21 protein-coding genes are annotated in these 23,596 nt (G+C 41.5%); all 21 read right to left on the reverse strand.

The features are described from left to right. Positions 1-119 precede the first annotated feature (119 nt). The 21 genes from I7804_RS15475 to rpsO all read right to left on the reverse strand — a co-directional run bounded on the left by I7804_RS15475 (position 120) and on the right by rpsO (position 23,449). Complete coding sequence (locus I7804_RS15475) at positions 120-1,178, reverse strand: ORF6N domain-containing protein (RefSeq protein ID WP_248404102.1); 1,059 nt, start codon at positions 1,176-1,178, stop codon at positions 120-122. A gap of 75 nt (positions 1,179-1,253) precedes the next feature. Next, on the reverse strand, positions 1,254-1,550 hold the full coding sequence (locus I7804_RS15480) for a resolvase (protein ID WP_248404103.1): 297 nt from the start codon (positions 1,548-1,550) through the stop codon (positions 1,254-1,256). Positions 1,551-1,767: 217 nt separating this feature from the next. Beyond that, on the reverse strand, positions 1,768-2,382 hold the full coding sequence (locus tag I7804_RS15485) for a helix-turn-helix domain-containing protein (protein ID WP_022756242.1): 615 nt from the start codon (positions 2,380-2,382) through the stop codon (positions 1,768-1,770). 254 nt (positions 2,383-2,636) lie between these two features. Continuing rightward, positions 2,637-4,088, reverse strand: coding sequence for a 23S rRNA (uracil(1939)-C(5))-methyltransferase RlmD (gene rlmD / locus I7804_RS15490; protein WP_248404104.1), 1,452 nt, complete (start codon positions 4,086-4,088; stop codon positions 2,637-2,639). 292 nt (positions 4,089-4,380) lie between these two features. Continuing rightward, on the reverse strand, positions 4,381-4,668 hold the full coding sequence (locus I7804_RS15495; protein WP_022755045.1) for a hypothetical protein: 288 nt from the start codon (positions 4,666-4,668) through the stop codon (positions 4,381-4,383). A gap of 91 nt (positions 4,669-4,759) precedes the next feature. Beyond that, positions 4,760-7,348, reverse strand: a complete 2,589-nt coding sequence (locus tag I7804_RS15500; protein ID WP_248404105.1) for an ATP-dependent helicase — start codon at positions 7,346-7,348, stop codon at positions 4,760-4,762. 6 nt (positions 7,349-7,354) lie between these two features. Continuing rightward, positions 7,355-8,062 (reverse strand): DUF1836 domain-containing protein, encoded by a 708-nt coding sequence (locus tag I7804_RS15505; protein ID WP_248404106.1) that lies wholly within the window; start codon positions 8,060-8,062, stop codon positions 7,355-7,357. A 10-nt stretch (positions 8,063-8,072) separates the two neighbouring features. Continuing rightward, positions 8,073-9,758: a DNA repair protein RecN gene (gene recN, locus I7804_RS15510; protein WP_248404107.1), complete on the reverse strand. Its 1,686-nt coding sequence runs from the start codon at positions 9,756-9,758 to the stop codon at positions 8,073-8,075. 43 nt (positions 9,759-9,801) lie between these two features. Beyond that, complete coding sequence (locus I7804_RS15515; RefSeq protein WP_248404108.1) at positions 9,802-10,248, reverse strand: arginine repressor; 447 nt, start codon at positions 10,246-10,248, stop codon at positions 9,802-9,804. 23 nt (positions 10,249-10,271) lie between these two features. Next, on the reverse strand, positions 10,272-11,144 hold the full coding sequence (locus I7804_RS15520; protein WP_248404109.1) for an NAD(+)/NADH kinase: 873 nt from the start codon (positions 11,142-11,144) through the stop codon (positions 10,272-10,274). Between the two features lie 79 nt (positions 11,145-11,223). Then, a complete protein-coding gene (locus tag I7804_RS15525) occupies positions 11,224-12,120 on the reverse strand; it encodes a TlyA family RNA methyltransferase (RefSeq protein WP_022757518.1) in 897 nt (298 codons plus the stop codon). Next, positions 12,120-13,985, reverse strand: coding sequence for a 1-deoxy-D-xylulose-5-phosphate synthase (dxs, locus tag I7804_RS15530; protein ID WP_248405982.1), 1,866 nt, complete (start codon positions 13,983-13,985; stop codon positions 12,120-12,122). The genes I7804_RS15525 and dxs overlap by 1 nt, the downstream gene beginning before the upstream one ends. Positions 13,986-14,013: 28 nt before the next feature. After that, positions 14,014-14,958: a polyprenyl synthetase family protein gene (locus I7804_RS15535; protein ID WP_022755053.1), complete on the reverse strand. Its 945-nt coding sequence runs from the start codon at positions 14,956-14,958 to the stop codon at positions 14,014-14,016. Between the two features lie 112 nt (positions 14,959-15,070). After that, on the reverse strand, positions 15,071-15,349 hold the full coding sequence (gene xseB / locus I7804_RS15540; RefSeq protein ID WP_248404110.1) for an exodeoxyribonuclease VII small subunit: 279 nt from the start codon (positions 15,347-15,349) through the stop codon (positions 15,071-15,073). A gap of 39 nt (positions 15,350-15,388) precedes the next feature. Then, complete coding sequence (gene xseA, locus I7804_RS15545; protein ID WP_051145365.1) at positions 15,389-16,552, reverse strand: exodeoxyribonuclease VII large subunit; 1,164 nt, start codon at positions 16,550-16,552, stop codon at positions 15,389-15,391. Positions 16,553-16,598: 46 nt separating this feature from the next. Beyond that, on the reverse strand, positions 16,599-17,030 hold the full coding sequence (gene nusB, locus I7804_RS15550) for a transcription antitermination factor NusB (protein ID WP_022757513.1): 432 nt from the start codon (positions 17,028-17,030) through the stop codon (positions 16,599-16,601). Between the two features lie 35 nt (positions 17,031-17,065). After that, the gene (locus tag I7804_RS15555; protein ID WP_022755057.1) at positions 17,066-17,446 is read right to left on the reverse strand and encodes an Asp23/Gls24 family envelope stress response protein; all 381 of its coding nucleotides are present in this window, start codon (positions 17,444-17,446) and stop codon (positions 17,066-17,068) included. A gap of 128 nt (positions 17,447-17,574) precedes the next feature. Then, on the reverse strand, positions 17,575-19,005 hold the full coding sequence (locus I7804_RS15560; protein WP_248404111.1) for a transglutaminase domain-containing protein: 1,431 nt from the start codon (positions 19,003-19,005) through the stop codon (positions 17,575-17,577). A gap of 100 nt (positions 19,006-19,105) precedes the next feature. Further along, entirely contained in the window at positions 19,106-20,701 is a 1,596-nt protein-coding gene (locus I7804_RS15565; protein WP_248404112.1) for a peptide chain release factor 3, read from the reverse strand. Between the two features lie 214 nt (positions 20,702-20,915). Continuing rightward, positions 20,916-23,012 (reverse strand): polyribonucleotide nucleotidyltransferase, encoded by a 2,097-nt coding sequence (locus I7804_RS15570; RefSeq protein WP_022755060.1) that lies wholly within the window; start codon positions 23,010-23,012, stop codon positions 20,916-20,918. 170 nt (positions 23,013-23,182) lie between these two features. Further along, positions 23,183-23,449, reverse strand: coding sequence for a 30S ribosomal protein S15 (gene rpsO, locus I7804_RS15575; RefSeq protein ID WP_022755061.1), 267 nt, complete (start codon positions 23,447-23,449; stop codon positions 23,183-23,185). Positions 23,450-23,596 lie beyond the last annotated feature (147 nt).

A 23,596-nucleotide genomic window follows, 5' to 3' on the forward strand; every position in this document is an offset into this window, starting at 1 on the left:
TAAAATGTATGGACATGGTTATGTAAAATCCATGTAAAATTTTTAGCCTTCATGCTATTACAATGCTTTATACTTCATTTAGATATAACATTTCTGTTGTTTCTTCACTATCCCCCCTCTTAGGTCAGTTGTAATGCACTATTTTGCAACAACTGCTTTATCATAGGTTTATACTTATCTATTCCAAAATCCTCTACAATACTTGTAATACGACCACCTGCATCTTTTGACGACGCTCCACATAAAAATACGCGTTCGTCCTTGGTTCCATAATCAAGAACGATAAATCTGTCATGATATATTCCACCTGTATGCTGCATAGTAAGATTTATATTAGGGTATTCTTTACAAAAATCAGTATACTCAACGTTATGAAGTTTACCGCTTCCAATATTATCACTGAATATTTTAATTTCAGTTCCACCTGGTGTATTTTTAAGTAACACCAACGTCCTAAGACCTATATAGTTGTCAACCAGATAAACAGATTTCTTTGCTTGGCTATAAATAGATGAATAAGCCACATCTGCACTGCAATACTTGGTATTAAACATAAGCCAGCCATTGTCCTCGTTATTGACAAAGCCATTCATCATATCCGCCAATTCTGACTTAGTAACTACATCCTCAAGCTGTTCCATTACATCTGACATTTGTTTTTCAACGGAGCCAAGATTCATGCGAAGATTAGAAATCTCGGTTGTATTCTCCATGGTCTGTATTGAAAGCTGCATAACCTCACGCTGTCCAATCAGATTCTGATTGCCTAAAATATAATCCTTCATTTTTTTGAAGGTTCGTACTAGGTCTCTACTTTGCTTAATTGCAAGGTCACCTCTTAAAACAGTCATCAGCATATATACGCCCTGCTCTGTAAATGCATAAGGGGTATAGCGCGAACCGCCCCAACTTGAGGTGAAGTTTTTGCACCTCAAAATTTCATCAAATTCTGTTTTTGTAAGGCGAAACATAAACTCGTCACCCTCAAATTTTTTAGCATTATTCTTCACCTGGCGGTTAAAGTTCTTGGTTTCATATCCATATATTTCTGCCAAATCTGAATCAAGCATCACCTTTACACCACGTACTTCATATAGTTTTTCTTTCAAGAGTTCTTCTGTGATTTCTACTGGAACTATTTCAGTATTTCCGACCACTTCCTTCTTCTTATCGTACATATTTTCCTTTCCAATTCTTGAGGTCAAATTTTTTGACCTCAAGATTCTACGTCTTAAACTTAAAATCTAAAATGTTCATTTCTGAACACTTTTTGAATCTCCTACAATTTTCTGCAGTTCTTTATAATATGCCAGATAACGATAGGCTGTTCTTCTGCTGACATCCCCCTCTGCCACAATCTCCATAAGAGTCATGCCACTCTCATACTTCAATATGAAATCATTGTATGCTGCCATCCAAGCTTCATCATGTTTTTTTCGACCACCGAAGTTACGCTTTCGAAGCTTTTCATTTTCCGCTTTAAGCTCGGCAACCTCTTTTTCTAATTCCTTTATTCTTTCAAGGGCTTCATCAAGAGTTGTAATCTTCATTTTGTGCCACCTCGCTTTCTGACACCATTGTAATTCTGCACTGTGTCACTGTCAACTTGCTTTTTGGCACATGAAGGCGTATGGAGCATATCGAGAAGATCACTGTCTTCGCCAACCACTTCACCGTGGAATTCAAGTCCGGGATCACAATCGAAATCTAAGCATAAAAAGGCTCCTTGCCACTGAACCTAATCAGTAGCGAGGAGCCTTGGTCTGCTTACTCTTCTTTTGTAAGAACTTTTCTCTGCCAGCTTCTTTTTCCACACTCCGGGCATTTCATATACCTTCTCCGTCCCATGTGCATAGCAAAATTTGTCTGCCAGTATGTAGGAACATATCTGTGGTGGCAATTCTGGCATTCATAGTATCCAGCCTTTTGCTCAATGCCCACGGCGATAAAAGCGACCGTAAAAATCATTATGAGAGCAAACACGATAAGTGCAATTCGCGGCCAGACTGGCATCTCTATAAATGAAGCCACAAACACCATGACCAGTCCGGAAATGACGGCAGGAAACGCGATCCAGTATTCCGTCTTAAGCATCTGTCTGTTCTTTTCCTCAACCTCTCGCCTCATTGTCAGCAGGTTTTCTTCTGCCCGTTTGTCATATGCTTCTGCCATAATTCTTTCGCCCGACAGGAGTTCGTTGACGTTAATTTTCAGAAGTTCACACAGCTCCAACATAATCCCGGAATCTGGCATAGACTTTCCAGTCTCCCATTTTGATATCGCCCGGTCACTGATTCCGAGCTTCTCGGCAAGGACTGCCTGAGTCATGCCCTGTTCCTTTCTGCAGGATGCTATGAATTTTCCAATTTTGATTTGATCCATATCGGGCACCTCCTTTCATGACTCAAGCATAGCCGGTATCATCATATTTTTACACGAACCGTAGGTTGATTTCCTGCAACTCTACCGCTGGTTGAGTGCAGAAAAGCTCATTTTACTTTAACTTCGCATATACAGGAAGCTAATCATACATTTGCCCATTTTTATAAACAGCACTTTTCCATTATTACATTCATTCTTGTCACGCTTATCAAACGTGAAATGCTCGAAAAAGTGCGTAAATTCAAGGATTTCTATTAGTTCACTCTTGTGAGCAACACTACAGTCTCCACATGCACAGTGCAAGGAAACTGATTTACTGCGCAGGCTCGCTCTATGCGATAGCCTGCTGCCTGAAGCTCTACAAGGTCTCTTTGAAGGCTTGTAGGCTTACAGGATACGTATACCATACGGTCTACGCCGTAGTCTATGATCTTCCTTAGAGCCTTAGGATGTATTCCATCGCGGGGAGGATCGAGTATTATGTAGTCAGGCTTTTCTTCAATCTCATCTAATACTTTGAGTACGTCACCTGCTATGAACTCGCAGTTATCAACGTTATTGCGCTTTGCATTAATCTTGGCAGCTTCAACGGCCTCTTCGATTATCTCTACGCCTATGACTTTATCGGCAACAGGAGACATAAGCTGAGATATAGTACCTGTTCCGCAGTAGAGATCATACAGGATATGTGCCTTGTCTCTGCCCTGTTCTTTCATTCCTTCTCTGACATAATCTCTTACTGTATCATAGAGTACCTCTGCAGACAGCGAATTGGTCTGAAAGAAGGAGAATGGAGTTATATCGAATTTAAGGCCCAGAAGCTCTTCTGTAAAGTGGTCCTGACCATAGATAATATCTGTGCCCTGGTCTACTACTGCATCTGAAAGGCTGTCGTTCTTAGTATGAAGAAAGCCCACTATCTCACCATCAAGATCAAGTGAAAGAAGTGCATCTTTAAGAGGATTAAGGTCATGCTCTTCCTGAGTGGTAGTTATAAGGTCTACAAGAATCTGGCCTGTCTTTCTTGCCTTACGTACCAGAAGGTGACGGAGGTATCCTTTCTTCTGCATTGTATGATAAAAAGTAACGGGTTCATTTGAAAGTGGTGCGTACTTGTCAGCAAAGTAGTCAAGTACACATGTCAGTATCTTCCTGTAATCAGCATCAATGATCTGGCATCCCTTAACAGTCACTATATCATGCATACTTCCTCTTTTGTGCATACCAAGAGAAAGTGGGCCGTCCTTGACTTCATCACCGAAGGAAAATTCCATCTTGTTTCTGTATTCAAATCGTATAGGGCTCTTCTTGATGCCATCCCATACAGGCTCTGTCTCCTGTCTTTTGAAGGCATCGGATAATAGCTTTTTGACCTGCTCTTCTTTAAGGGCAAGTTCCTGCTCGTAAGTCATAGACAGATAATGGCAGCTTCCGCATATGCCAAAATGCGGACATGGACTTTCGATAGCATCAGGAGCTTCTTCTAATACTTCTAAGAGCCTTGCTTCAAGTCTGTTCTTGCCGCTCTTAGTTACAATGCCTCGAACGCGCTGCCCGGGAAGGGTATTTTTGATAACACAGTTACCCTCCATCTTCTCATTTTCAACTGCATCATCAGCTGATACTTTTATAAGATCACTGACAATTCCCTTGTTAGGGAAGTCGCGTCTTATAACTGTTCCTTCTATTATCTGCCTTTTTCTCATTATAAATCTCCAATTACAAACTTATTACTAAGAGTATTGTCCACACTCTTAGTGTAAAAACATATCTATCTTATCAGTATACATTAACTATCCGCATCTTTAACCATGTTTATCTTATCAATATACATTAGCAATCAGCATTACTGTCAATGCACTTTAACCAACAGCGCCATGCCCCAAAAACGGGAGCAGCCGCCCCCCAGGGCTCACTGCTCCCGTCAATATTTCTATTATTGGACGTCGACATCGAAGATGTCGCCGTCTAGCGTTTCAACACTCGTGTTGAAGCGCCTTATACATTGCTAGCCTCATTAGCGGCTTTAGCTGCTGCCTTTACAGCGATTGGGTCAAGATCATCATCAAAATCATAATCATCGTCCCAATCATCATCAAAATCGTCATCATAAACAGGTGTCAGATAACGATATACACAATATGCTATTGCAGCCACAGCAGCAATAACACCTATAAGTGCAAGAATCCAGAGAATAGTCTTTGGAAACTTGTCTTCCTTTTCTTCCTTGTGTCCTAATAGTTCATTGAGCTTTTTAAGTTCCAATACTTCATCAAGTCTATCCATATGCGACCCCTTTCATAATAACATTATATAGTATTGCAAAGGACCTACTACGTTATATTGTACCACAAAGTTACGTGCTTGTTCTTACTCTTCAAAGCTTTTTTAATTTTGCAAAGGCTGCAAACATTATCTTCTGCCCTGCATCATCAAACTCAACCGTAACCTTATAATCGCGAGCTCCATCTTCTATGCTTTTTACAACGCCTTCGCCGTACTTGATATGGCTTACTCTGTCGCCTTCTTTATAATCAAGTGATGAAGGCTTCTGAAGGCCTTTAGAGATACCGTTAAGGCTTCCCTTGCCGGCGCTCTTATGAGATGAGGCAGCTCCTGCTATAAAGGGCTTGGAGACAGGTGTTCTTGCCGCAGGCTTTCTGCCGATAGTCGCCTTGGGCTTACCTACAGGGCCGTATATACTGCTGCCGGGAACATGATCTATTTTCTCAGAAGATCTGTCATTGGCATTACTCTTGAATCCGCCAAGCCTTGAACTGGTATTGGCAGCGCTGTTATAAGCACTTCCTGAGCTGAAATTCTTGTGACCATAGGATCTGTCTGCATAATCAGCTCTAGTATATGATGAACCCGAATATCCACTGGAGTTGCCAAAGGTCCTGCGGGTATTATTACCTCTAGAACTTGGCATATATGCATCAGCATCATAGTCGTAGTCATCATCATCTTCTATTGTATCGCCGCCTTCAAAGAGGAATGAAGGCATCACGCTCGATCCTGACCTGTCCAGAAGTCTCTCCGGTATCTCATCTACAAATCTGCTGACAGCAAGAGATTCAAATGATCCCCTGACCATACGTCTATGAGCACAGGATATAGTCAGCTCTTTTTTGGCTCTTGTGATTCCGACATAGGCAAGACGTCTTTCTTCTTCCATAGCCATAGGATCGGAATCCTCTGCATTGATAGTCATATAACTTGGGAACGTACCCTCTTCAAGCCCGGCAAGGTATACGTGCTCAAATTCAAGTCCCTTTGCAGAGTGAAGTGTCATAAGAAGGACTCTCTCATCACCTTCTGCAACATTATCTATATCTGCTACAAGAGCTACGTCTTCAAGGAATCCTGACAAAGTAGGCTCATCAGCTTTTTCCTCATAGGATATGACTTTACCTATAAGTTCCTGAACGTTCTGTCTTCTGTCATTGTCCTGGCTTCCATTGTTCTCATCATCTTCTTCAAGGCTCTTAAGGTATTCCTCGAAGTCAGTGACATCTATTACATCATGTATGAGTTCTTCAAGACTCATCATCTTCTGCTTGGCCCTGAATGCCTTGATCATAAGATCAAAGTCATGGAGCTTGTCTACAGTCTTACCTGTGATGAACTCGTTTGCATGAGCGATGGCATCGTAGAAATTCATATCATGTGTGCCTGCATAATCAGCAATCTTATTAAGAGTTGTAGCACCTATTCCTCTCTTGGGAATATTTATGATACGACGAACAGCAAGTTCATCGCTTCCATTATCGATTGTCTTAAGGTATGCCAGAAGGTCCTTGATCTCACGTCTTGCATAGAAGTTGGTACCGCCTACAACATTGTAAGGGATACCATACATTACAAATCGCTCTTCTATAAGTCTTGACTGGGCATTTGTTCTGTACAGAACTGCAGTCTCAGAGTAGGAGAGCTTGCCCTGTCTCTTTTTATTAGAGATGTCATCAGCAATAAAATTGGCTTCTTCCGGTGCCTGTTCGAACTCACAGAATCTCACTTTAGAGCCTTCACCCTCATCAGTCCAAAGCGCCTTTTCTTTTCTGCTTCTGTTATGTTTGATAACAGTATTGGCAGCATCAAGGATGTTCTGAGTAGAGCGGTAGTTCTGCTCGAGCTTTATTACTGTTGCATCCGGATAGTTCTTTTCAAAATCAAGAATATTCCTGATGTTGGCGCCTCTAAAACGATAGATTGACTGGTCATCATCACCTACAACGCACAGATTCTTGTATCTGTCTGCAAGGAGTCTTATAAGCTCAAACTGGGCATTATTGGTATCCTGATACTCATCGACCATAATATACTTGAATCGTTCCTGATAGTTTTCAAGTACATCTTTATTCTCACGAAAAAGAATTACGGTATTCATGATAAGATCATCGAAATCCATCGCATTATTCTTCTTCAGAGATATCTGGTACTCCTGATAAGCTTTTGCGATCTTCTGCTTCTGGAAATCATTACCGCTTGAAAGTGTATATGAGTTAGCTGTTACAAGATTGTCCTTACATTTCGAGATCGTGTTCTGAATCTGTCTAAGCTTTAAGTCTCTTGTTTCAAGATTGTACTGCTTGACTATATTTTTTAGCACAGATTTAGAGTCATCACTGTCATAGATCGTGAAGTTATTGGAATATCCAAGTCTGTCTGCATATCTTCTAAGGATCCTTACACAGGTAGAATGGAAGGTTGTGACCCAGATACTCTCTGAACCAAATCCTACTATCTTGTCAACACGCTCGCGCATCTCTCCTGCTGCCTTGTTGGTGAAAGTAATAGCCATGATATTCCATGGATTGACTCCGCATTCATCTATAAGGTAAGCAACTCTGTGTGTCAGTACTCTTGTCTTACCTGATCCGGCACCTGCCAATATCAGGACAGGACCTTCAGTCTGAAGTACTGCTTTTTTTTGTTCAACGTTAAGTGTATCGTAAATACTCAAGAGAGTTTATTCCTTTCCTTTCTTTAAAGCCGCTTTGGCAGCTGCCTTCTTGGCTTTTGCCGCTTCCTTTGCGGCACGCTTTTCTTCCTTTAACTGTTCTTTGGATTTGTTCTTGCCGGATTTCTCATCAATTCCGTCAATCACCTTTTCTATTATCAGCTTTTTGACATATACATCGTAGGCAAGGAGACTTAAGAAAGCAAAGAGCTTCATCTCATCCTTATCTGCGTCTTCTGCATCTTCAAAAAGGCTGTTGGCTATATCAGCCTTTTTCAAAAGATCTTCCTTAAGAGGATCAACCTCTTTTTCCTCAATATCAAATATTGTCTGATAGATCTCAGACAATGTCAGACCATCTGTATCACTTATATGAAATCTCTTCTTAAGAGGATCAAGGAGCGTCTGAACATCACTTATTGAAAGAACTGTTTTGAAATAGTATATAAATATCAAAAGAATCAGATGATCCTTGGAATACTTCTTCCTTATGGGAGGGGGAAGCAGATCATTCTTGGCATAATTATTGATCATGGTCTTGGTAAGGATCTTGTCTTCACCGGGATATCGGGTAGTCTTATGAAGCCTTTCATCCATAAAAGTGGTAAGCTGATCCATATACAAATCCATATTCGGGATATCCGAAAGCTGTACATTTTCTATACGGTCAAGGCTGTCAATTATGCTGTTGATCAGATCATCTGTATTAATTGTCATGGGTGTCCTTTCATACCTTAGTTTTAAGTGCCTTATTTCTCATCTCTCTTGCATTCTGTCTTACAGCATCCGTCACTTCTCCGGCGCCGAGCATGCGGCCGAGTTCGTCAATGCTCTCATCATCTGAAAGCCTGCTGATACTTGTGATAGTACGGCTGTCAGACAGACCCTTTTGAATCAGGAAGTGTCTGTCATACATTGCTGCAATCTGAGGAAGATGTGTGATGCATATTATCTGATGGCTTGCCGCAAGCTTTCCAAGCTTCTCAGAAACCTTCCAGGCTGTAACACCGCTAATACCGGTATCTATCTCATCGAATATAAGAGAAGCTATATCATCCTGATCTGCAAATACTGTCTTAAGTGCCAGCATGATTCTTGATAGTTCACCGCCACTTGCTATCTCAGAAAGTGATCTTAACTGTTCGCCCGGATTAGTAGATATCATAAATACAACTTCATCATATCCTGATGATGTAATATGCTCTTCATCCGGAATAACATCTATTCTAAACTGTACATCAAGGAAATTGAGATCTATAAGAGCCTGCTTCATCTGGCTTGCAAGTTCCCTGGCATTCTTTTTTCTGATTTCGGATATCTTCCCACAGATCTTTTTGGCTTCTTCAAGGCAATCTCCAAGTTCTTTTTGAAGCCTTGCTCTTTCTTCTTCAAGATTAGATAGGATATCAAGCTGCTTTTGCTTTTCATCAGCATACTTTAAGATATCGCCTATACTATTACCATATTTATCCTTCAGATGATTGATAAGGTCCAGTCTGTCTTCTGTATTTTTAAATTCTTCGTCGTCAAATTCAAGATCCGACAGATAAGCTGACAGGCTGTGTCCAAGGTCTGTCATGAGATTATCGATATCTCCCAGCTGATCTGTAACTTCTTTGACGCTCTCATCATATGCACTTACAGCTATAAGCTTTTGAAGTGCACCGGAGATTGCGTCTGATGCACTCTCTCCTTCTTCTCCAAAAAGAAGCTGCCTTGCTTCTCCTGCAGCCTCTGTAATCTTAAGGCTATTGGCCATACGACGATATCTTGTTTCAAGCTCTTCATCCTCGCCTTCCTTAAGATCAGCGCCCTGGATCTCTTCAAGTTCGAACATAGCAAGATCCTGCTCACGTTTTCTGGTAGCTTCATCTATGTCAGTTTCTTCAAGTTTTGCTTTTATCTTTTCATGCAGGCTCCAGACTTCTTTTAACTTTTTCTTATGTTCTAGAACTTTGTCACCGGCAAAACTATCCAGTATTTCAAGATGTTTTTTATTCTGAAGAAGGGTCTGATTATCATTCTGACCATGAATATTGATAAGAAGTTCGCCAAGCAGGCGTAGCTGGCGAACTGTGACATTCTCTCCTCCGACCTTACAGATACTACGGCCGTCCATTATCTTACGACTCAGGATCACAGTTCCATCCTCTTCTATAGGAAGATCCATCTCTTTGATCCTTGACTTGGTTATCTCGTTATCAACAAAAAAAGTCAGCTCTACAAGTGCATAATCTGCACCTGTTCTTATAAGATCCTTGTCTGCCTTACTCCCCAATGCAAGGTTAACAGATCCGATAAGGACCGACTTTCCGGCTCCTGTCTCACCTGTAAGTACATTGAGCCCTTCTCCAAATTCTATTTCCTGCTCTTTGATAAGTGCAAGATCTTTGACATGTAATGAATATAGCATTTATTCCCCCAAAAGCTTCTATAAGCGCTTCATGTGTCAGATATCAGAGCATCTCTCTGATTCTGTCAATAACTTCCTGTACATCCTCTTCTGTTCTGATTGCAGCAAAGATAGTATCATCACCTGCAATGCAGCCTATTATCTGTGAAAGATGCAGAGCATCCAGTGCTGCTGCAACTGCCATTGCCATACCTGATACGGTTCTAAGTACCAGCATATTGCCAGCCTTGTCCATAGATACAAATCCGCTCTGAAGGACTTTGATATACTTGTCCTGGAGTTCTTCATCATTGTGATCCATAACACGGTACTTCTGGCGTCCATCACCGGTCTGAACCTTAGTAAGGCGCAGTTCTCTTATATCTCTGGATACTGTAGCCTGAGTTACGTCGTATCCGTCCTTTTTAAGAAGGTCTGCAAGCTGTTCCTGAGTCTCTACTTCATTATTCTCAATTAGTTCTATTATTTTACTGTGTCTGTTTTTTTTCATGTCCCCCCCTGTCTAAGGTTATTTTATAAAAGCTTCTGATTTAATATTTCAACAAAGCTTACCTGATTCATTCTTAAGATCTTGGATGTCTTGGCGGCTTTCCTTATCTCTATCCTGTCACCTGTTGCTATAGACGTTCCATAATGACCATCTATGCTGGCTTCGGCTTCCTGTATTCTGTCAGCCTTGCCTGCACCAAGCTCTATTGTTACTGTCTCGGTTGCAGGAAGTACTATACTTCTGTTAGTAAGTGAATGAGGACATATCGGAGTGATCACTATTGTATTGGACTGCGGTGCTACTAGTGGACCTCCTGCTGACATATTATAGCCGGTAGAGCCGGTAGGTGTTGATATAATAACACCGTCTGCAAGATAGGTAGTAAGAAGCCTGTTATCAACATATACCACAAGCTTGATGATCTGAACTGCAGCCTTTCTTGCGATAACAATATCATTAAGTGCTGTAAATTCTTTTCTCTCACCAGTTATCTTAGTACCTGACAGAAGCATTCGCTCTTCGATAACATAGTCATCACTTATAAGCCTCTGAAGGGCTTCATTTATATGATTTTTATCAATTTCGGTGAGATATCCCATAGTCCCGAGATTGATTCCAAGAAGCGGAATGTCCATATCTCTGACATTAACTGCAGCCTGAAGCATCGTTCCGTCGCCGCCAAGGACTATACAACACTCAGTATCAGGCGGCACCTGTGTTTTGAACATTACCGCATCCGGTCTTAAAGTTTTGTTGCCCGGTTCTTCAAACTGAGCTATCTGACACACCTTGCCATGAGCTTCCAGAAAATCCTTAACCTTGTGTGTTAATTCCAGATCCTTGTCCTTGCTTTTATTAGTAAAAATCAAAAAGTGATTCATTAAACTTAACCTCATGTCACGAGCAAGGCGAGTTGTTATTGTTTTAAATTGGTGGGGTATACTACACCAATTTGGGTTTGAAAGTGAAACACTTTCAAACTTCCAGCTCCCCATGCGCTGCTTCTACAGCATTATGTATTAGTGTTACGTACTGTGATGTCTTAGATATTCCCGTGCCTTCGTCTTCTATAGTGCCAAACTTCTTAAGGGCTGTAGCCTCGTCGTAAAGCGATACTTCTTCATTTCTGGAAGCATCTTTTTGAAGATGAAGAAGGTATTCTATGTTGCCTTCAGGGCCTCTTATGGGCGAATAGTCAAGATGAAGTATCTTAAAGCCTACAGCATCTGCAAAGTCAACTATTCTGTTTATAACCTCTTCGTGGACCTTTTTATCTCTTACGACACCTTTTTTGCCAACCTTGTCACGACCTGCCTCAAACTGTGGTTTTATAAGTACCACCATCTGAGCGCCGTCCTTGAGAAGCTTTCTGGCAGGCACCAGTATCCTTGTAAGTGAGATAAAAGATACATCGCATGAAGCAAAGTCTATATCATCATCAATCTGGTCTCTGGTCAGATATCTAAAGTTAGTCTTCTCCATGCATACGACTCTTTCGTCGCTTCTAAGCTTCCAATCAAGCTGTCCATGACCTACATCTACGGAATATACCTTAGATGCTCCATTTTGAAGCATACAATCGGTAAAGCCTCCTGTAGAAGCTCCTATATCCATGCATGTAAAGCCTGTAAAATCAAGTTCAAATGTCTTTACAGCTTTATCAAGCTTAAGGCCTCCACGACTCACAAACGGAATCGTAGCGCCCTTTACTTCGATATTTTTTATCTTGTCTTCCTGAAAGGAAGTTCCCGGTTTATCTTCTCTTTGACCATTGACAAAAACATCTCCTGCCATGATCAAAGCTTTGGCCTTTTCTCTGGACGTTACAAGCCCTCTTTCAACCAAAAGTACATCTAATCTGGTTTTAGGCATTATCTCTTGTCCTCCATCCTGTCAAGCTCTGCTTTGATCTTCTGGGCTATAGACTTCTCATCAATTCCAAGCATTGCCATAAGAGTATCAGGGCTTCCGTGTGTTACAAACTGATCAGGAATACCTATATTCATGATCTTGGTATTACGACCTTTTTCACCAAGAAGACTTCTTACCTTTTCGCCAAATCCGCCTGAGAGAACATTCTCTTCCATGGTCACGATAAGAGGATGCTTATCAGCTACTGAGAGGATATACTCTTCGTCAATAGGCTTTACAAATCGGGCATTGGTAAGAGAGCAGGCTATTCCCTGAGCGGCAAGGATCTCGCGCACCATTACTGCTGTCTTGACCATGCTTCCTACTGCGAGAAGGAGTACTCCTCCTTCTTCAAATATTGGCTCAGCCTTGCCCATCTCAATAGGTGCTCTCCAGTCAACAAGACCTGCATAAGCCTCTCCTCTTGGATATCTTATTGCTATAGGCCCGTCAAAATTAACTGCAAACTTCAGCATATCGGACAGCTCCCACTTGTTCTTAGGCGCCATGATATGCATGTTTGGCATACTTGATAGATATGAAAGATCGAATATTCCCTGATGAGTCTCGCCGTCAGAGCCAACAAGTCCTGCTCTGTCAATCGCCAGAACTACAGGTAGATTCTGAAGACATACATCTTCTATGATCTGGTCATAAGCTCTTTGAAGGAAAGTCGAATATACTGCAAAAACAGGTCTCATGCCACCTTCTGCAAGTCCTGCTGCAAATGTTACAGCATGCTCTTCAGAGATTCCCACATCAAAGAACCTGTCAGGAAACTTGTTCCTGAACCTTTTTAGTCCTGTTCCATCAGCCATAGCAGCTGTGATTGCACATACCCTTGGATCACGCTCACCAAGTTTCCACATAACTGTAGAGAATATATCCTGATATGCTGCAACCTTTCTGTGGTGCGCAGGGATACCATTTTCTATATTAAAAGGCTCTGCTCCGTGGAATCTTGAAGGATGCTTTTCTGCAGGCTCATAGCCCTTGCCTTTCTTGGTAATAACATGGAGCATAACTGCTTTCTTAACCTTCTTGGCTTCCTGAAGTTCATGTTCAAGAAGAGCTTCATTATGGCCATCTATAGGGCCCAGATAAGTAATACCAAGGTTTTCAAAGAGCATACCGGGCACGAAGAACTGCTTGAAGTTATTCTTGACGTGGCGGATCTTCTCGATAACTCGTGTCTGACCCGAGAGCTGCTTGTATACATCAGCCTTGAGGTTGAGATATCCGTCCATAGTACGTATATGTCCCAGATATTTGGACATACCTCCGATACTTTCGGATATAGACATGTTGTTATCATTGAGGATGATTATAAAGTTAGTCTCAAGCTTGGCAGCATTATTAAGAGCCTCATAAGCCATACCGCCAGTGAGTGCTCCGTCACCTATTACAGATACAACTGTATAGTCTTCTCCTCTAAGGTCTCTTGCTTTGACCATTCCAAGGCCGGCAGAAATAGAGTTTGAGCTGTGTCCTGTATCAAAGCAGTCTGTATCAGACTCAGACTTTTTAGGGAAACCGCTTATACCTCCGAACTTACGAAGGTTATCAAAATCATTCTTTCTTCCTGTAAGTATCTTATGGGTATAGCACTGATGTCCTACGTCCCATACGATCTTATCTTCAGGTAGATTAAGGCTTCTGTGAAGAGCGATAGTAAGCTCCACAGTTCCAAGATTTGATGCAAGATGGCCACCTGTAACGCTGAGCTTTTGAACAAGGAAATCACGTATTTCCTGCGAAAGCATAGGCAGTTCGTTCTCAGGTATATTTTTTACATCTCCGGTCTTATTTATTTTATCAAGTATAATTTTATCCATTTTCTTTCACGCAGCTTTATTAGTTATCTCTGTGAATGAGCCAGGTAATAAGCTCTTCCAGGAAAATATCTTCATGACCTTCCTGGCTTTCAAGCTCTCTTAAAAGTTCAAGAGCTTCATCAGAAAGTCTAGCTACTTCCTCTTTTGATTTATCAAGTCCATAAAATGTGACATAGGTTGTCTTGTCATTCTTCTCATCAGAACCTATCGGCTTACCAAGCTTGTCCTGGTCTCCGATAACATCAAGTATATCGTCCTGAATCTGGAAGGCAACACCAACATTCTGACCTATCTGCTCCATCTTATGAACATCACTTGCGCTTGCACCTGCAAGGATAGCACCGATCATGAGCGCACTCTCAATAAGTGCTCCTGTCTTGTTCTCATGTATGAAGAGAAGATCGTCAGGTGTCACATCTTGTCTGTTCTCAGCCTCAATATCTGCACACTGACCGCCGATCATGCCATATATTCCCGCTTTTTCAGCAAGAACAGTAAGCGCTGCCAGCATACGGCTTGATACACTTCCATCATACTCCGGAAGATCCTTGCACTCCTGAGCAGCCTGAAGGGCTGTCTCAAAAGCAAAATTCAAAAGACCATCTCCGGCGATAGTTGCTATACCGGGGCCATAAACAGCATGTGTCGTCTTTTTTCCACGTCTGAATTCATCATTGTCAAGCGCCGGAAGATCATCATGCACAAGAGAGTATGTATGTATCATCTCAAGTGCAGCCATGAAAGGTCCAATGATCATCTCATTTCTTCCACCGAACATAAAATATGCTTCGCGCATAAGAACAGGTCTTAGTCTCTTGCCGCCGGCAAGAACACTGTAATTCATAGCTTCAATGACTGTTTTCTGACGACCTTCTTCTCTTGGCAGATAGCTTGTTATAATATGCTCTGCCGCTTCAATTCTCTCCTGACGCTTAATTTCAAAAGTTTCATCGGGATCTGACATATTTTCCTCCATTATTGCCTTTACATCTTAAGTAAATTATTTATAATTCACTCTTTATCTCTAGATCTGGTTTTTAGGTCCAAAGTTATGACCATACATGGCCATAATCTCTTTATTCTTCATCATCTTCAAAAATCTCAAGGTCTCCGTCTTCAGATATCTTGAGTGCATCTTTCTCAACCTTGTCGATCAGACTTCCGGCTGTCTTTAGAAGATCCATTCCTTCCTTGTATCTTCGAAAGGAGTCTTCCAATGTAATATCATCTTCCTGCATTGCAGAAATAACGTCATCAACTCTTTTAAAAGCTTCTTCTATGCTTATATTTTCAAGGTCTTCTTTATTAAATTCATCTTTGACTGTGTTTGGTTTAGTTTTCTTTGCTGCAGGCATCTCCCACCTCATTCTATGCATTCTTGAATATGGATTATTTTAAGAAAACATACTATGTGTATCAGTTGATATAGTTTTGGCATATATAGTTCCATCTGTGACTTTGACTTTAATATCCTTGCCCGGAGCAGTCTGACTTACGCTTTTTATGTTGTTGCCATTTTCATCTTCCACATATGAAAAACCGCTTTTCAGCTTATCAAGTGGAGACAGCCCCTTCATCTTCTCAATTCGGATATCCAGCATATTCTTTTTTTTCAAAAGCTGCTGTTTCCATAACAGATTTAAAGTATCAACATAATCAGCCTGCCTCATCCTCCTGTCCCTTATTCTGGCCCATGGAGAATACGCTCTTAGCATACCCTGTCTTACTTTCAGCTCATGCTTATATGAACTTAGCGTCGCATCCAACTGTCCGTAAAGGATATTCCTATAATCCTCTATATCTGACATAAACCTTTGATATTCATACACAGCCAGTTCTGCCGCTGCTGACGGGGTTGGTGCCCTAAGGTCTGCTACATAATCAGCTATTGTTGTATCTGTTTCATGTCCAACTGCAGATATGATGGGAATCGGGCAATCAAATATAGCCTGTGCAACAGACTCATCGTTAAAAGCCCACAGATCTTCGATAGATCCTCCGCCTCGTCCAACTATTATCACATCAACATCAGTGCTTGCAAGAACCTGCAACCCTCTGACTATACTGGCAGGAGCATCAACTCCCTGCACGATCGCAGGGTAGAGAATAATCTGCACGTAGGGGTTGCGCCTTCTTGTAATGCTGATGATATCACGCACTGCAGCTCCTGTGGGAGCAGTCACAACTCCAAGTGTACGTATGTATTTTGGAATCTCTTGCTTGTACTCAGGTGAGAACATTCCAAGTTCTTCCAACTTCTTCTTCAGCTGTTCATACTTCTCATACAGCTGTCCGGTCCCGTCTGGCTCTATATTTGTAGCATAGAGCTGGTAACTTCCGCCTTTGACATATACGTCACAGCTTCCGGTTACCTGCACCTGCTGGCCCTCTGTCATCTGAAACTTAAGGCCGTTTCTGTTTCCACGAAACATAACACAATTAAGAGTTCCTGACGGATCCTTTAAAGTGAAATAGATATGACCCGAAGAATGATACTTGCAATTGCTGACTTCGCCCTTAACCGTGAGCTTCCTGAGAAGGAAGTCCTGGTTAAACATTCCCTTAATATATGAATTTACCTGTGCTACGGTATAAACATTATTCTTAAGCAAATTTAGCCAATACTCCGTTAACGAATGAAGCAGATCCATCCTGACCAAACTTCTTGGCAAGTTCAACTGCCTCGTTAATAGCTACTCCTGTAGGTATGTCTTCATCAAATTTAATCTCATATACCGCAAGGCGGATGATAGTAAGATCAACCTTGGCCATACGTTCTGTATCCCAGCCAAGTGTCTTCTCATTGATCATCTCGTCAATCTGTGGCAGTTTTGCAGCGATCTTCTCATATTTATCTCTGATCTTATCTGCATCTTTTTCTGCTAATCTCTTAGCATCAGAATTCATAAAAAGGTCTTCTGATTCAGGGAGATCCTCTGAGAAGAGCTGTTCCTGCTCTGCCATCTCCTCTATAGGATTAAATTCTACACGAAACAGGAGCTTAAATACCTGCTCTCTTTCTTCACTTCTTTTCATAAACTATTTCCTTTTCAATGTTCAACTACAAAAACTTACGCTTCAGCTACGGTAATACCTGAAATGTGTACGTTAACATCTGTAACGTTTAAGCCTGTCATGTTCTCAACCGTGCTCTTAACACGAGTCTGAACCTTCTGGCTTGTTGCAGGGATGTTAAAACCATATCCCATTAAAAGAGCAAGGTCAACAACTACATTCTTACCGCTAAGCTGTACTCTTACGCCCTTAGTGAGCTTCTTGCCACTCTTTTGAAGTGACTCAGATGTAATATTACCCGGCATTCCGGAAACTCCATCTATCTCCATAGCAGCAAGTGCTGCTATCATCCCAATAACGTCATTTGCGATCTTAACACTTCCGATGTCTGAATTCTCTCTCAAATTAAAAGAGCTGTTATCAGTTGTCTTTTCCATAACAATCTCCCTTTCAAATAGAATAATACTAAATTAGCTATATTTCTGTATTTTTAGAATCATAGATTTTAAAAATATAATCAATAATGATTATAACTGTTTTTATGCATTTTGCAAAGAAGGCGCATTTAAGGGCTTTGAAGCCATATAATAAATGTAAGTGTCGCATCCTGAGCAAGATATACTGCTCTTGTAGACATCGCCGGAAGGTAATTAAATACATTTCCTGCGTCACTTGCAAAAAGATATGTCTTCATCTCATTGAACGTATCAGCGTCGGTGCACTTAAATGTCACACTACTACTGCCATCTGATATAGCCTGTGTAAAAAGACTGCTCAGTTTTGCTGTATCGATGCTGTCAAAAAGCGCATTCTCTTTGACAAAATAGTTGTCTTTAGTTGCTGTGCACACAGGCATTTGGACAATCTCATTTATCTTATGGGTTGCAGAAAGCTCTTGTGTAGTAACGCATAAATATGCATAATTGACCACTTCTGTGTCACTCGCTACAGAACCTGAAAAAGAAGAATCTCCCCAGGTAGGATCAACATAATACCAGTTTCCATCTATCTTTACAATATCCCATGCATGTGTGGACGTTGTTTGACCATTATCAACTGTTCCTGATACCATCTCACAGGTGATCCCAACCTTTTGAAGAAGGTATTGTAATGTCTTGGCATAGCCTTGACAGACGCTTTCTTTATTCAATAGTACAGAACAGATGTTCTGGTTATCCTCTGATCCTATCTTGTACTGCGTATTAAGTACTATGTAATCATAGAAATACTTGACGATCTCGTACTCATCTGATGTATCAGGCATTCCCTCTATTATGATATCAGCAGCTTCTACAAGCTCATCCTCTCTTTCAGATATCTGATCTGATGAAAGAGTATAATTACCGCCATAAGTAAGAGCTTTGATCTCTTGCGTATCAGCATCCATATACCTTTTCAAAACATATCCGTCTATATAGAAGATCTCAGGATGATCATTCAGAACGCATTGCTGCACAGTCTCAACTTCATCCATATCCGTAGTGCTTACATAAATATCGTCTGCCTGACAAGACATGATATGTAATATCTGAGCATAAAGACTTTGCTGATCACTATTAAGCTGATCAAAATAATAATATCCTTCTTGCTCAGCCTTTATATCACCGATTCTATCCTCAGATAGTCCGATATCATCCAGATCTTCCTGCATCTGACTTGTAGGATAATCCCCTGTTGCAGTACTTTCTATTATACTTTCATAGAGGTCTGAAGTACTGTTATGACCACTACTGCCGTCTTGTTCCGGGGAAGTCGCGCCTTCTTTTGCAGTTGTATCCGTAAGTTCTTCATATATATCTTCTATCTCACGGCCTGCAATCTGCGCGCCTTCACCAATATCACTTGCAAGTTCACCGGCAATATCCACTGCGTCATCCAGACTGCATGCTGTAAGCGATGCACTTATGAATAGACAGACAGCAGCAATGATCAACGTTTTTATGCATGATATAAAGTTTCCAGATCCGTTCGTTACCGTTTTTCCTTTTTTTGACATCTCCCAACCTCGTTAATCCTAGATCAACTCACAACCGCATGCCAAGAGCAAGGCTAGTGGCTAATGGCCCGACATTGGTGATCAATATATAATCTCAAAATCAGTTCTTACGGAATTCTGAAAGTACAAGTCCCTCATTACGCTTAATAGTCATATCAACACTCCACTCATTAATGAAAAGAAGAAGTGGACGATCGTTCATATCTTTAATCTTCTTCATGTCAGAAGTTCCGACAAGCGAAGACATATCTGTATCAGAATCTACCCATCTTATATATTCATAAGGGAGATTCTCCAAAATGATATCAACGTTGTACTCATTCTTTAAGCGGAACTTAAGAACATCAAACTGAAGTATACCAACTACACCTACGATAATCTCTTCAAGTCCGGTATTGAACTCCTGAAAAATCTGGATCGCACCTTCCTGAGCTATCTGCTGGATACCTTTAACGAACTGTTTACGCTTCATGGTATCAACCTGACGAACTCTTGCAAAGTGTTCAGGCGCAAAGGTCGGGATTCCTTCATACTTAACATTGTCCTTTGGCATACATACAGTATCACCTATTGAGAAGATACCCGGATCAAATACACCGATGATATCTCCTGCATATGCCTCAGAGAGGATCTTTCTTTCATCAGCCATAAGCTGCTGTGGCTGAGACAATCTGAATGTACGTCCTGACTGAACGTGCTTGATCTCCTTATCTGCATCATATCTTCCTGAACAGATTCTCATGAATGCGATACGGTCACGGTGTCTTGCATCCATGTTGGCCTGAATTTTGAATACAAATGCAGAAAAATCATGCTCTACAGGATCGATAACTTCATCACCTGACACACGGCCTGTAGGAAGTGTAGCCATCTGCAGGAAGTTGTGAAGGAATATCTCCACACCAAAGTTCTGAAGAGCTGAACCAAAAAATACAGGAGTAAGCTGTCCTGCACGAACTGCATCAAGGTCAAACTGAGCTCCTGCGCCATCGAGAAGTTCCATTTCTTCCTGAAGCTTCTCATAAGCATCTTCACCAATCTGATCAAGAACAGCAGATTCATTATTAAAATCTATGAAGTTCTCTTCGCCTTCTTTAGTTCCCTTCTCTGTACCTGAGAAAGTAACTATCCTGTTTTCTTTTCTTTCATAGATACCCTTAAAGTTCTTACCTGAACCGATAGGCCAGTTAACTGGGCAAGTCTCTATTCCAAGGTTATCTTCGATATCCTGCATCAGATCAAATGTGTCCTTGGCATCACGGTCAAGCTTGTTGATGAATGTGAATATCGGAATGTGTCTCATGGTACAAACCTTAAAGAGCTTCTTGGTCTGTGCCTCAACACCCTTACTTGCATCTATAACCATGACAGCAGAGTCTGCAGCCATAAGTGTACGATATGTATCCTCAGAGAAATCCTGGTGTCCTGGTGTATCAAGAATATTGATACAATGATCTTCAAAATTAAACTGAAGTGCTGATGAGGTAACTGAGATACCTCTTTGTTTTTCTATTTCCATCCAGTCAGAAACTGCATGCTTGGCAGTTGCCTTACCTTTAACAGAACCTGCCTGATTGATAACTCCACCATAGAGAAGGAACTTCTCAGTAAGTGTTGTCTTACCTGCATCAGGATGGGATATAATGGCAAAGGTTCTGCGCTTTGCTATTTCTGCTGCTGTCTTCTTATCACTCATTGTTAAATAAACCTCTATTAATCCTAGTCTACATAGATGATACTGATCATCCGGTAGCTTATCTACACATATCTTTCAAAACTCTAATTAAGCCCTTTTGTGCCGGGGCCTAATAAAAGCCGGTATGTTTTTTTCCACACCGGCCAATTTACACAACATAAAGAGACTGTCTTCAAAGCTCTAAAGCTTATCAGGCAATCTCTTATTTTTAATGTCAGTTCTGAGCTACATCCTTCATAGAGAAGCTGATTCTGCCCATACGATCCTTGCCAAGGCATACAACAGTTACTTCGTCGCCAAGTGTAAGGATGTCTTCTACATGATCAAGTCTTTCTTTAGAAATCTTAGAAATGTGTACCATTCCTTCTTTTCCGGGAGCGAACTCGATGAATGCACCAAATTCCTTGATACTTACAACTTTGCCCTTGAAGATCTGACCTTTCTCGAAATCTGTGATGATGATTCTGATCATCTCTTTAGCTTCATCAAGCTTTGCCTGATCTTCGCCGCAGATAGAAACCTTACCATCATCTGTGATATCGATCTTAACACCTGTACGAGCGATGATCTCGTTGATAGTCTTACCGCGCTGACCAACTACATCACCGATCTTATCAACAGGTACTTCCATAGAGATGATCTTAGGAGCGTACTTGGATACTTCCTTACGAGGCTCAGCGATAGCATCGTGCATTACTCCGTTCATGATGAACTCACGAGCGTCCTTACATCTTCCGATAGCGCCCTCAACGATGGCACGTGTAAGACCATGGATCTTGATATCCATCTGGATAGCTGTGATACCCTTGTGTGTACCTGTTACCTTGAAGTCCATATCGCCGAAGAAGTCTTCGAGACCCTGGATATCTGTAAGAAGTACAAAATCATCATCTGTATCGCCTGTAACAAGACCACAGCTGATACCTGCAACAGGAGCCTTAATAGGAACACCTGCAGCCATAAGAGCCATACAGCTTGCACATGTTGAAGCCATGGATGTAGATCCATTGGACTCAAATGTCTCTGATACGGCACGGATTGCATAAGGGAACTCTTCTACTGAAGGAAGTACTGGAAGAAGAGCACGCTCAGCAAGAGCTCCATGTCCGATCTCACGACGTCCCGGTCCTCTTGAAACCTTAGTCTCACCTACAGAGTAAGCGGGGAAATTGTACTGGTGTATATATCTCTTCTCTGTAACGAAAGGATCAAGGCCTTCTACTCTCTGAGCCTCTGAAAGGGGAGCGAGTGTTACTACGTCACAGATCTGAGTCTGTCCACGAGTGAACATAGCAGAGCCATGTACTCTAGGTATAAGATCGATCTCAGCTGAAAGAGGTCTGATCTGTGTGATCTCACGTCCATCAGGTCTCTTGTGATCTTTGAGGATCATCTTACGAACAGTCTTCTTCTCATACTGATATACAGCATCGCCTACGAAAGCTGCCCATTCTTCATTCTCAGCAAAACGAGGATCTGCAAGGATCTTCTCTGTTACATCATCCATGTTCTTGTCTCTGACCATCTTGTCGTCAGTAAATACAAGATTCTCCATCTCTTCAGGAGTTACGATAGTCTTGATCGCATCAAAGATCTCCTGAGGAACTGCTGCAGAAACATAAGGCTGCTTCTCTTTACCTATCTCAGCAACGATAGAGTTGATGAAATTAACAACCTGCTTGTTGACAGCATCTGCTTCATAGATGTATCTGATCATATCCTGCTCAGGAACTTCCTTAGCTCCGGCTTCGATCATGATAACCTTCTCAGCAGTAGAAGCAACTGTAAGCTTCATATCTCCGTTGTCCCACTGTTCCTGTGAAGGATTGATGATCATCTGTCCGTCAACAAGACCGATCTGTGTAGATGCACAAGGACCATCCCATGGAATATCAGAAATAGCTACAGCAATGGATGATCCGATCATTGCAACAAGCTCAGGCCTGCATGCAGGATCAACTGCCATAACCATGTTCTCAACAGTTACGTCATTTCTCATATCCTTAGGGAAAAGAGGTCTCATAGGACGGTCGATCATACGGTCTGTAAGGATCGCGTTCTCTGATGGCTTAGCCTCTCTTTTATTAAATCCGCCCGGGAATTTACCGATTGAATAGAACTTCTCACTGTACTCGATGTTAAGTGGGAAGAAATCAACACCGTCACGAGGTGCCTTAGCTTCTGTTGCTGTGCAAAGAAGTGTTGTATCGCCATACTGAACGAAAGCGCATCCGTTTGCCTGTTTACCAACCTTGCCTATCTCAACCTTGAGAGTACGTCCGGCAAGATCCATTGTGTAAGTTTTTACCATTTTTTCTCCTTCTTGTGCTGCTCATCCGCAATCCCCGTTTTTCAGAGGCGCGTGTGCAGTACTCTTCTTCTCTTTTCTTCTACTATATTTACGGCTTATTCAAAATTTCTGATATAAGCAAAAAGGCAGGGACAACTGAAGATACAGTCTCCCCGCCCTTGTGAACAGAATTACTTTCTAAGACCAAGTTCCTGGATCAGCTTACGATATCTCTCAATATCCTTTGCCTTAAGGTATCCAAGAAGATTACGTCTCTGACCAACCATCTTAAGAAGACCACGTCTTGAGTGGTGATCCTTAGGGTTCTTGTCAAGGTGAGCATTGAGCTCAGCGATTCTCTCTGTGAGAACTGCTACCTGTACTTCCGGTGATCCTGTATCACCAGGCTTTACAGCGTACTTGTTGATAATCTCTGTTTTCTTTTCCTTTGAAATCATTTCTTTTCTCCTTTATACAAGTCGCCTGTTACCGGGTCCGGGTCGGAGATCCATAAACCAGGTAAAGGTCATTTCTATTATGCCCTTAAAATATAAGGACAGCTATTTAAACTTATCACATCTAGAACAAATTGTAAAGTATCTTTT

Origin of the sequence: Butyrivibrio fibrisolvens (genome assembly GCF_023206215.1) — a bacterium.
Lineage (GTDB): Bacteria > Bacillota > Clostridia > Lachnospirales > Lachnospiraceae > Butyrivibrio > Butyrivibrio fibrisolvens_C.

Excerpts from the sequence above, each read along its gene's own strand:
- I7804_RS15505 (WP_248404106.1), bottom strand. The coding sequence starts at position 8,062 with ATGACAATTAATACAGATGATCTGATCAACAGCATAATTGACAGCCTT.
- recN (WP_248404107.1), bottom strand. The coding sequence starts at position 9,758 with ATGCTATATTCATTACATGTCAAAGATCTTGCACTTATCAAAGAGCAG.
- I7804_RS15480 (WP_248404103.1), bottom strand. The coding sequence starts at position 1,550 with ATGAAGATTACAACTCTTGATGAAGCCCTTGAAAGAATAAAGGAATTA.
- I7804_RS15555 (WP_022755057.1), bottom strand. The coding sequence starts at position 17,446 with ATGGAAAAGACAACTGATAACAGCTCTTTTAATTTGAGAGAGAATTCA.
- I7804_RS15565 (WP_248404112.1), bottom strand. The coding sequence starts at position 20,701 with ATGAGTGATAAGAAGACAGCAGCAGAAATAGCAAAGCGCAGAACCTTT.
- nusB (WP_022757513.1), bottom strand. The coding sequence starts at position 17,030 with ATGAAAAGAAGTGAAGAAAGAGAGCAGGTATTTAAGCTCCTGTTTCGT.
- I7804_RS15525 (WP_022757518.1), bottom strand. The coding sequence starts at position 12,120 with ATGCCTAAAACCAGATTAGATGTACTTTTGGTTGAAAGAGGGCTTGTA.
- xseB (WP_248404110.1), bottom strand. The coding sequence starts at position 15,349 with ATGCCTGCAGCAAAGAAAACTAAACCAAACACAGTCAAAGATGAATTT.
- I7804_RS15515 (WP_248404108.1), bottom strand. The coding sequence starts at position 10,248 with ATGAAAAAAAACAGACACAGTAAAATAATAGAACTAATTGAGAATAAT.
- I7804_RS15495 (WP_022755045.1), bottom strand. The coding sequence starts at position 4,668 with ATGGATAGACTTGATGAAGTATTGGAACTTAAAAAGCTCAATGAACTA.
- I7804_RS15485 (WP_022756242.1), bottom strand. The coding sequence starts at position 2,382 with ATGGATCAAATCAAAATTGGAAAATTCATAGCATCCTGCAGAAAGGAA.
- I7804_RS15535 (WP_022755053.1), bottom strand. The coding sequence starts at position 14,958 with ATGTCAGATCCCGATGAAACTTTTGAAATTAAGCGTCAGGAGAGAATT.
- I7804_RS15520 (WP_248404109.1), bottom strand. The coding sequence starts at position 11,144 with ATGAGGTTAAGTTTAATGAATCACTTTTTGATTTTTACTAATAAAAGC.
- I7804_RS15570 (WP_022755060.1), bottom strand. The coding sequence starts at position 23,012 with ATGGTAAAAACTTACACAATGGATCTTGCCGGACGTACTCTCAAGGTT.
- xseA (WP_051145365.1), bottom strand. The coding sequence starts at position 16,552 with ATGTTTAACCAGGACTTCCTTCTCAGGAAGCTCACGGTTAAGGGCGAA.
- rpsO (WP_022755061.1), bottom strand. The coding sequence starts at position 23,449 with ATGATTTCAAAGGAAAAGAAAACAGAGATTATCAACAAGTACGCTGTA.
- I7804_RS15560 (WP_248404111.1), bottom strand. The coding sequence starts at position 19,005 with ATGTCAAAAAAAGGAAAAACGGTAACGAACGGATCTGGAAACTTTATA.
- I7804_RS15475 (WP_248404102.1), bottom strand. The coding sequence starts at position 1,178 with ATGTACGATAAGAAGAAGGAAGTGGTCGGAAATACTGAAATAGTTCCA.
- rlmD (WP_248404104.1), bottom strand. The coding sequence starts at position 4,088 with ATGAGAAAAAGGCAGATAATAGAAGGAACAGTTATAAGACGCGACTTC.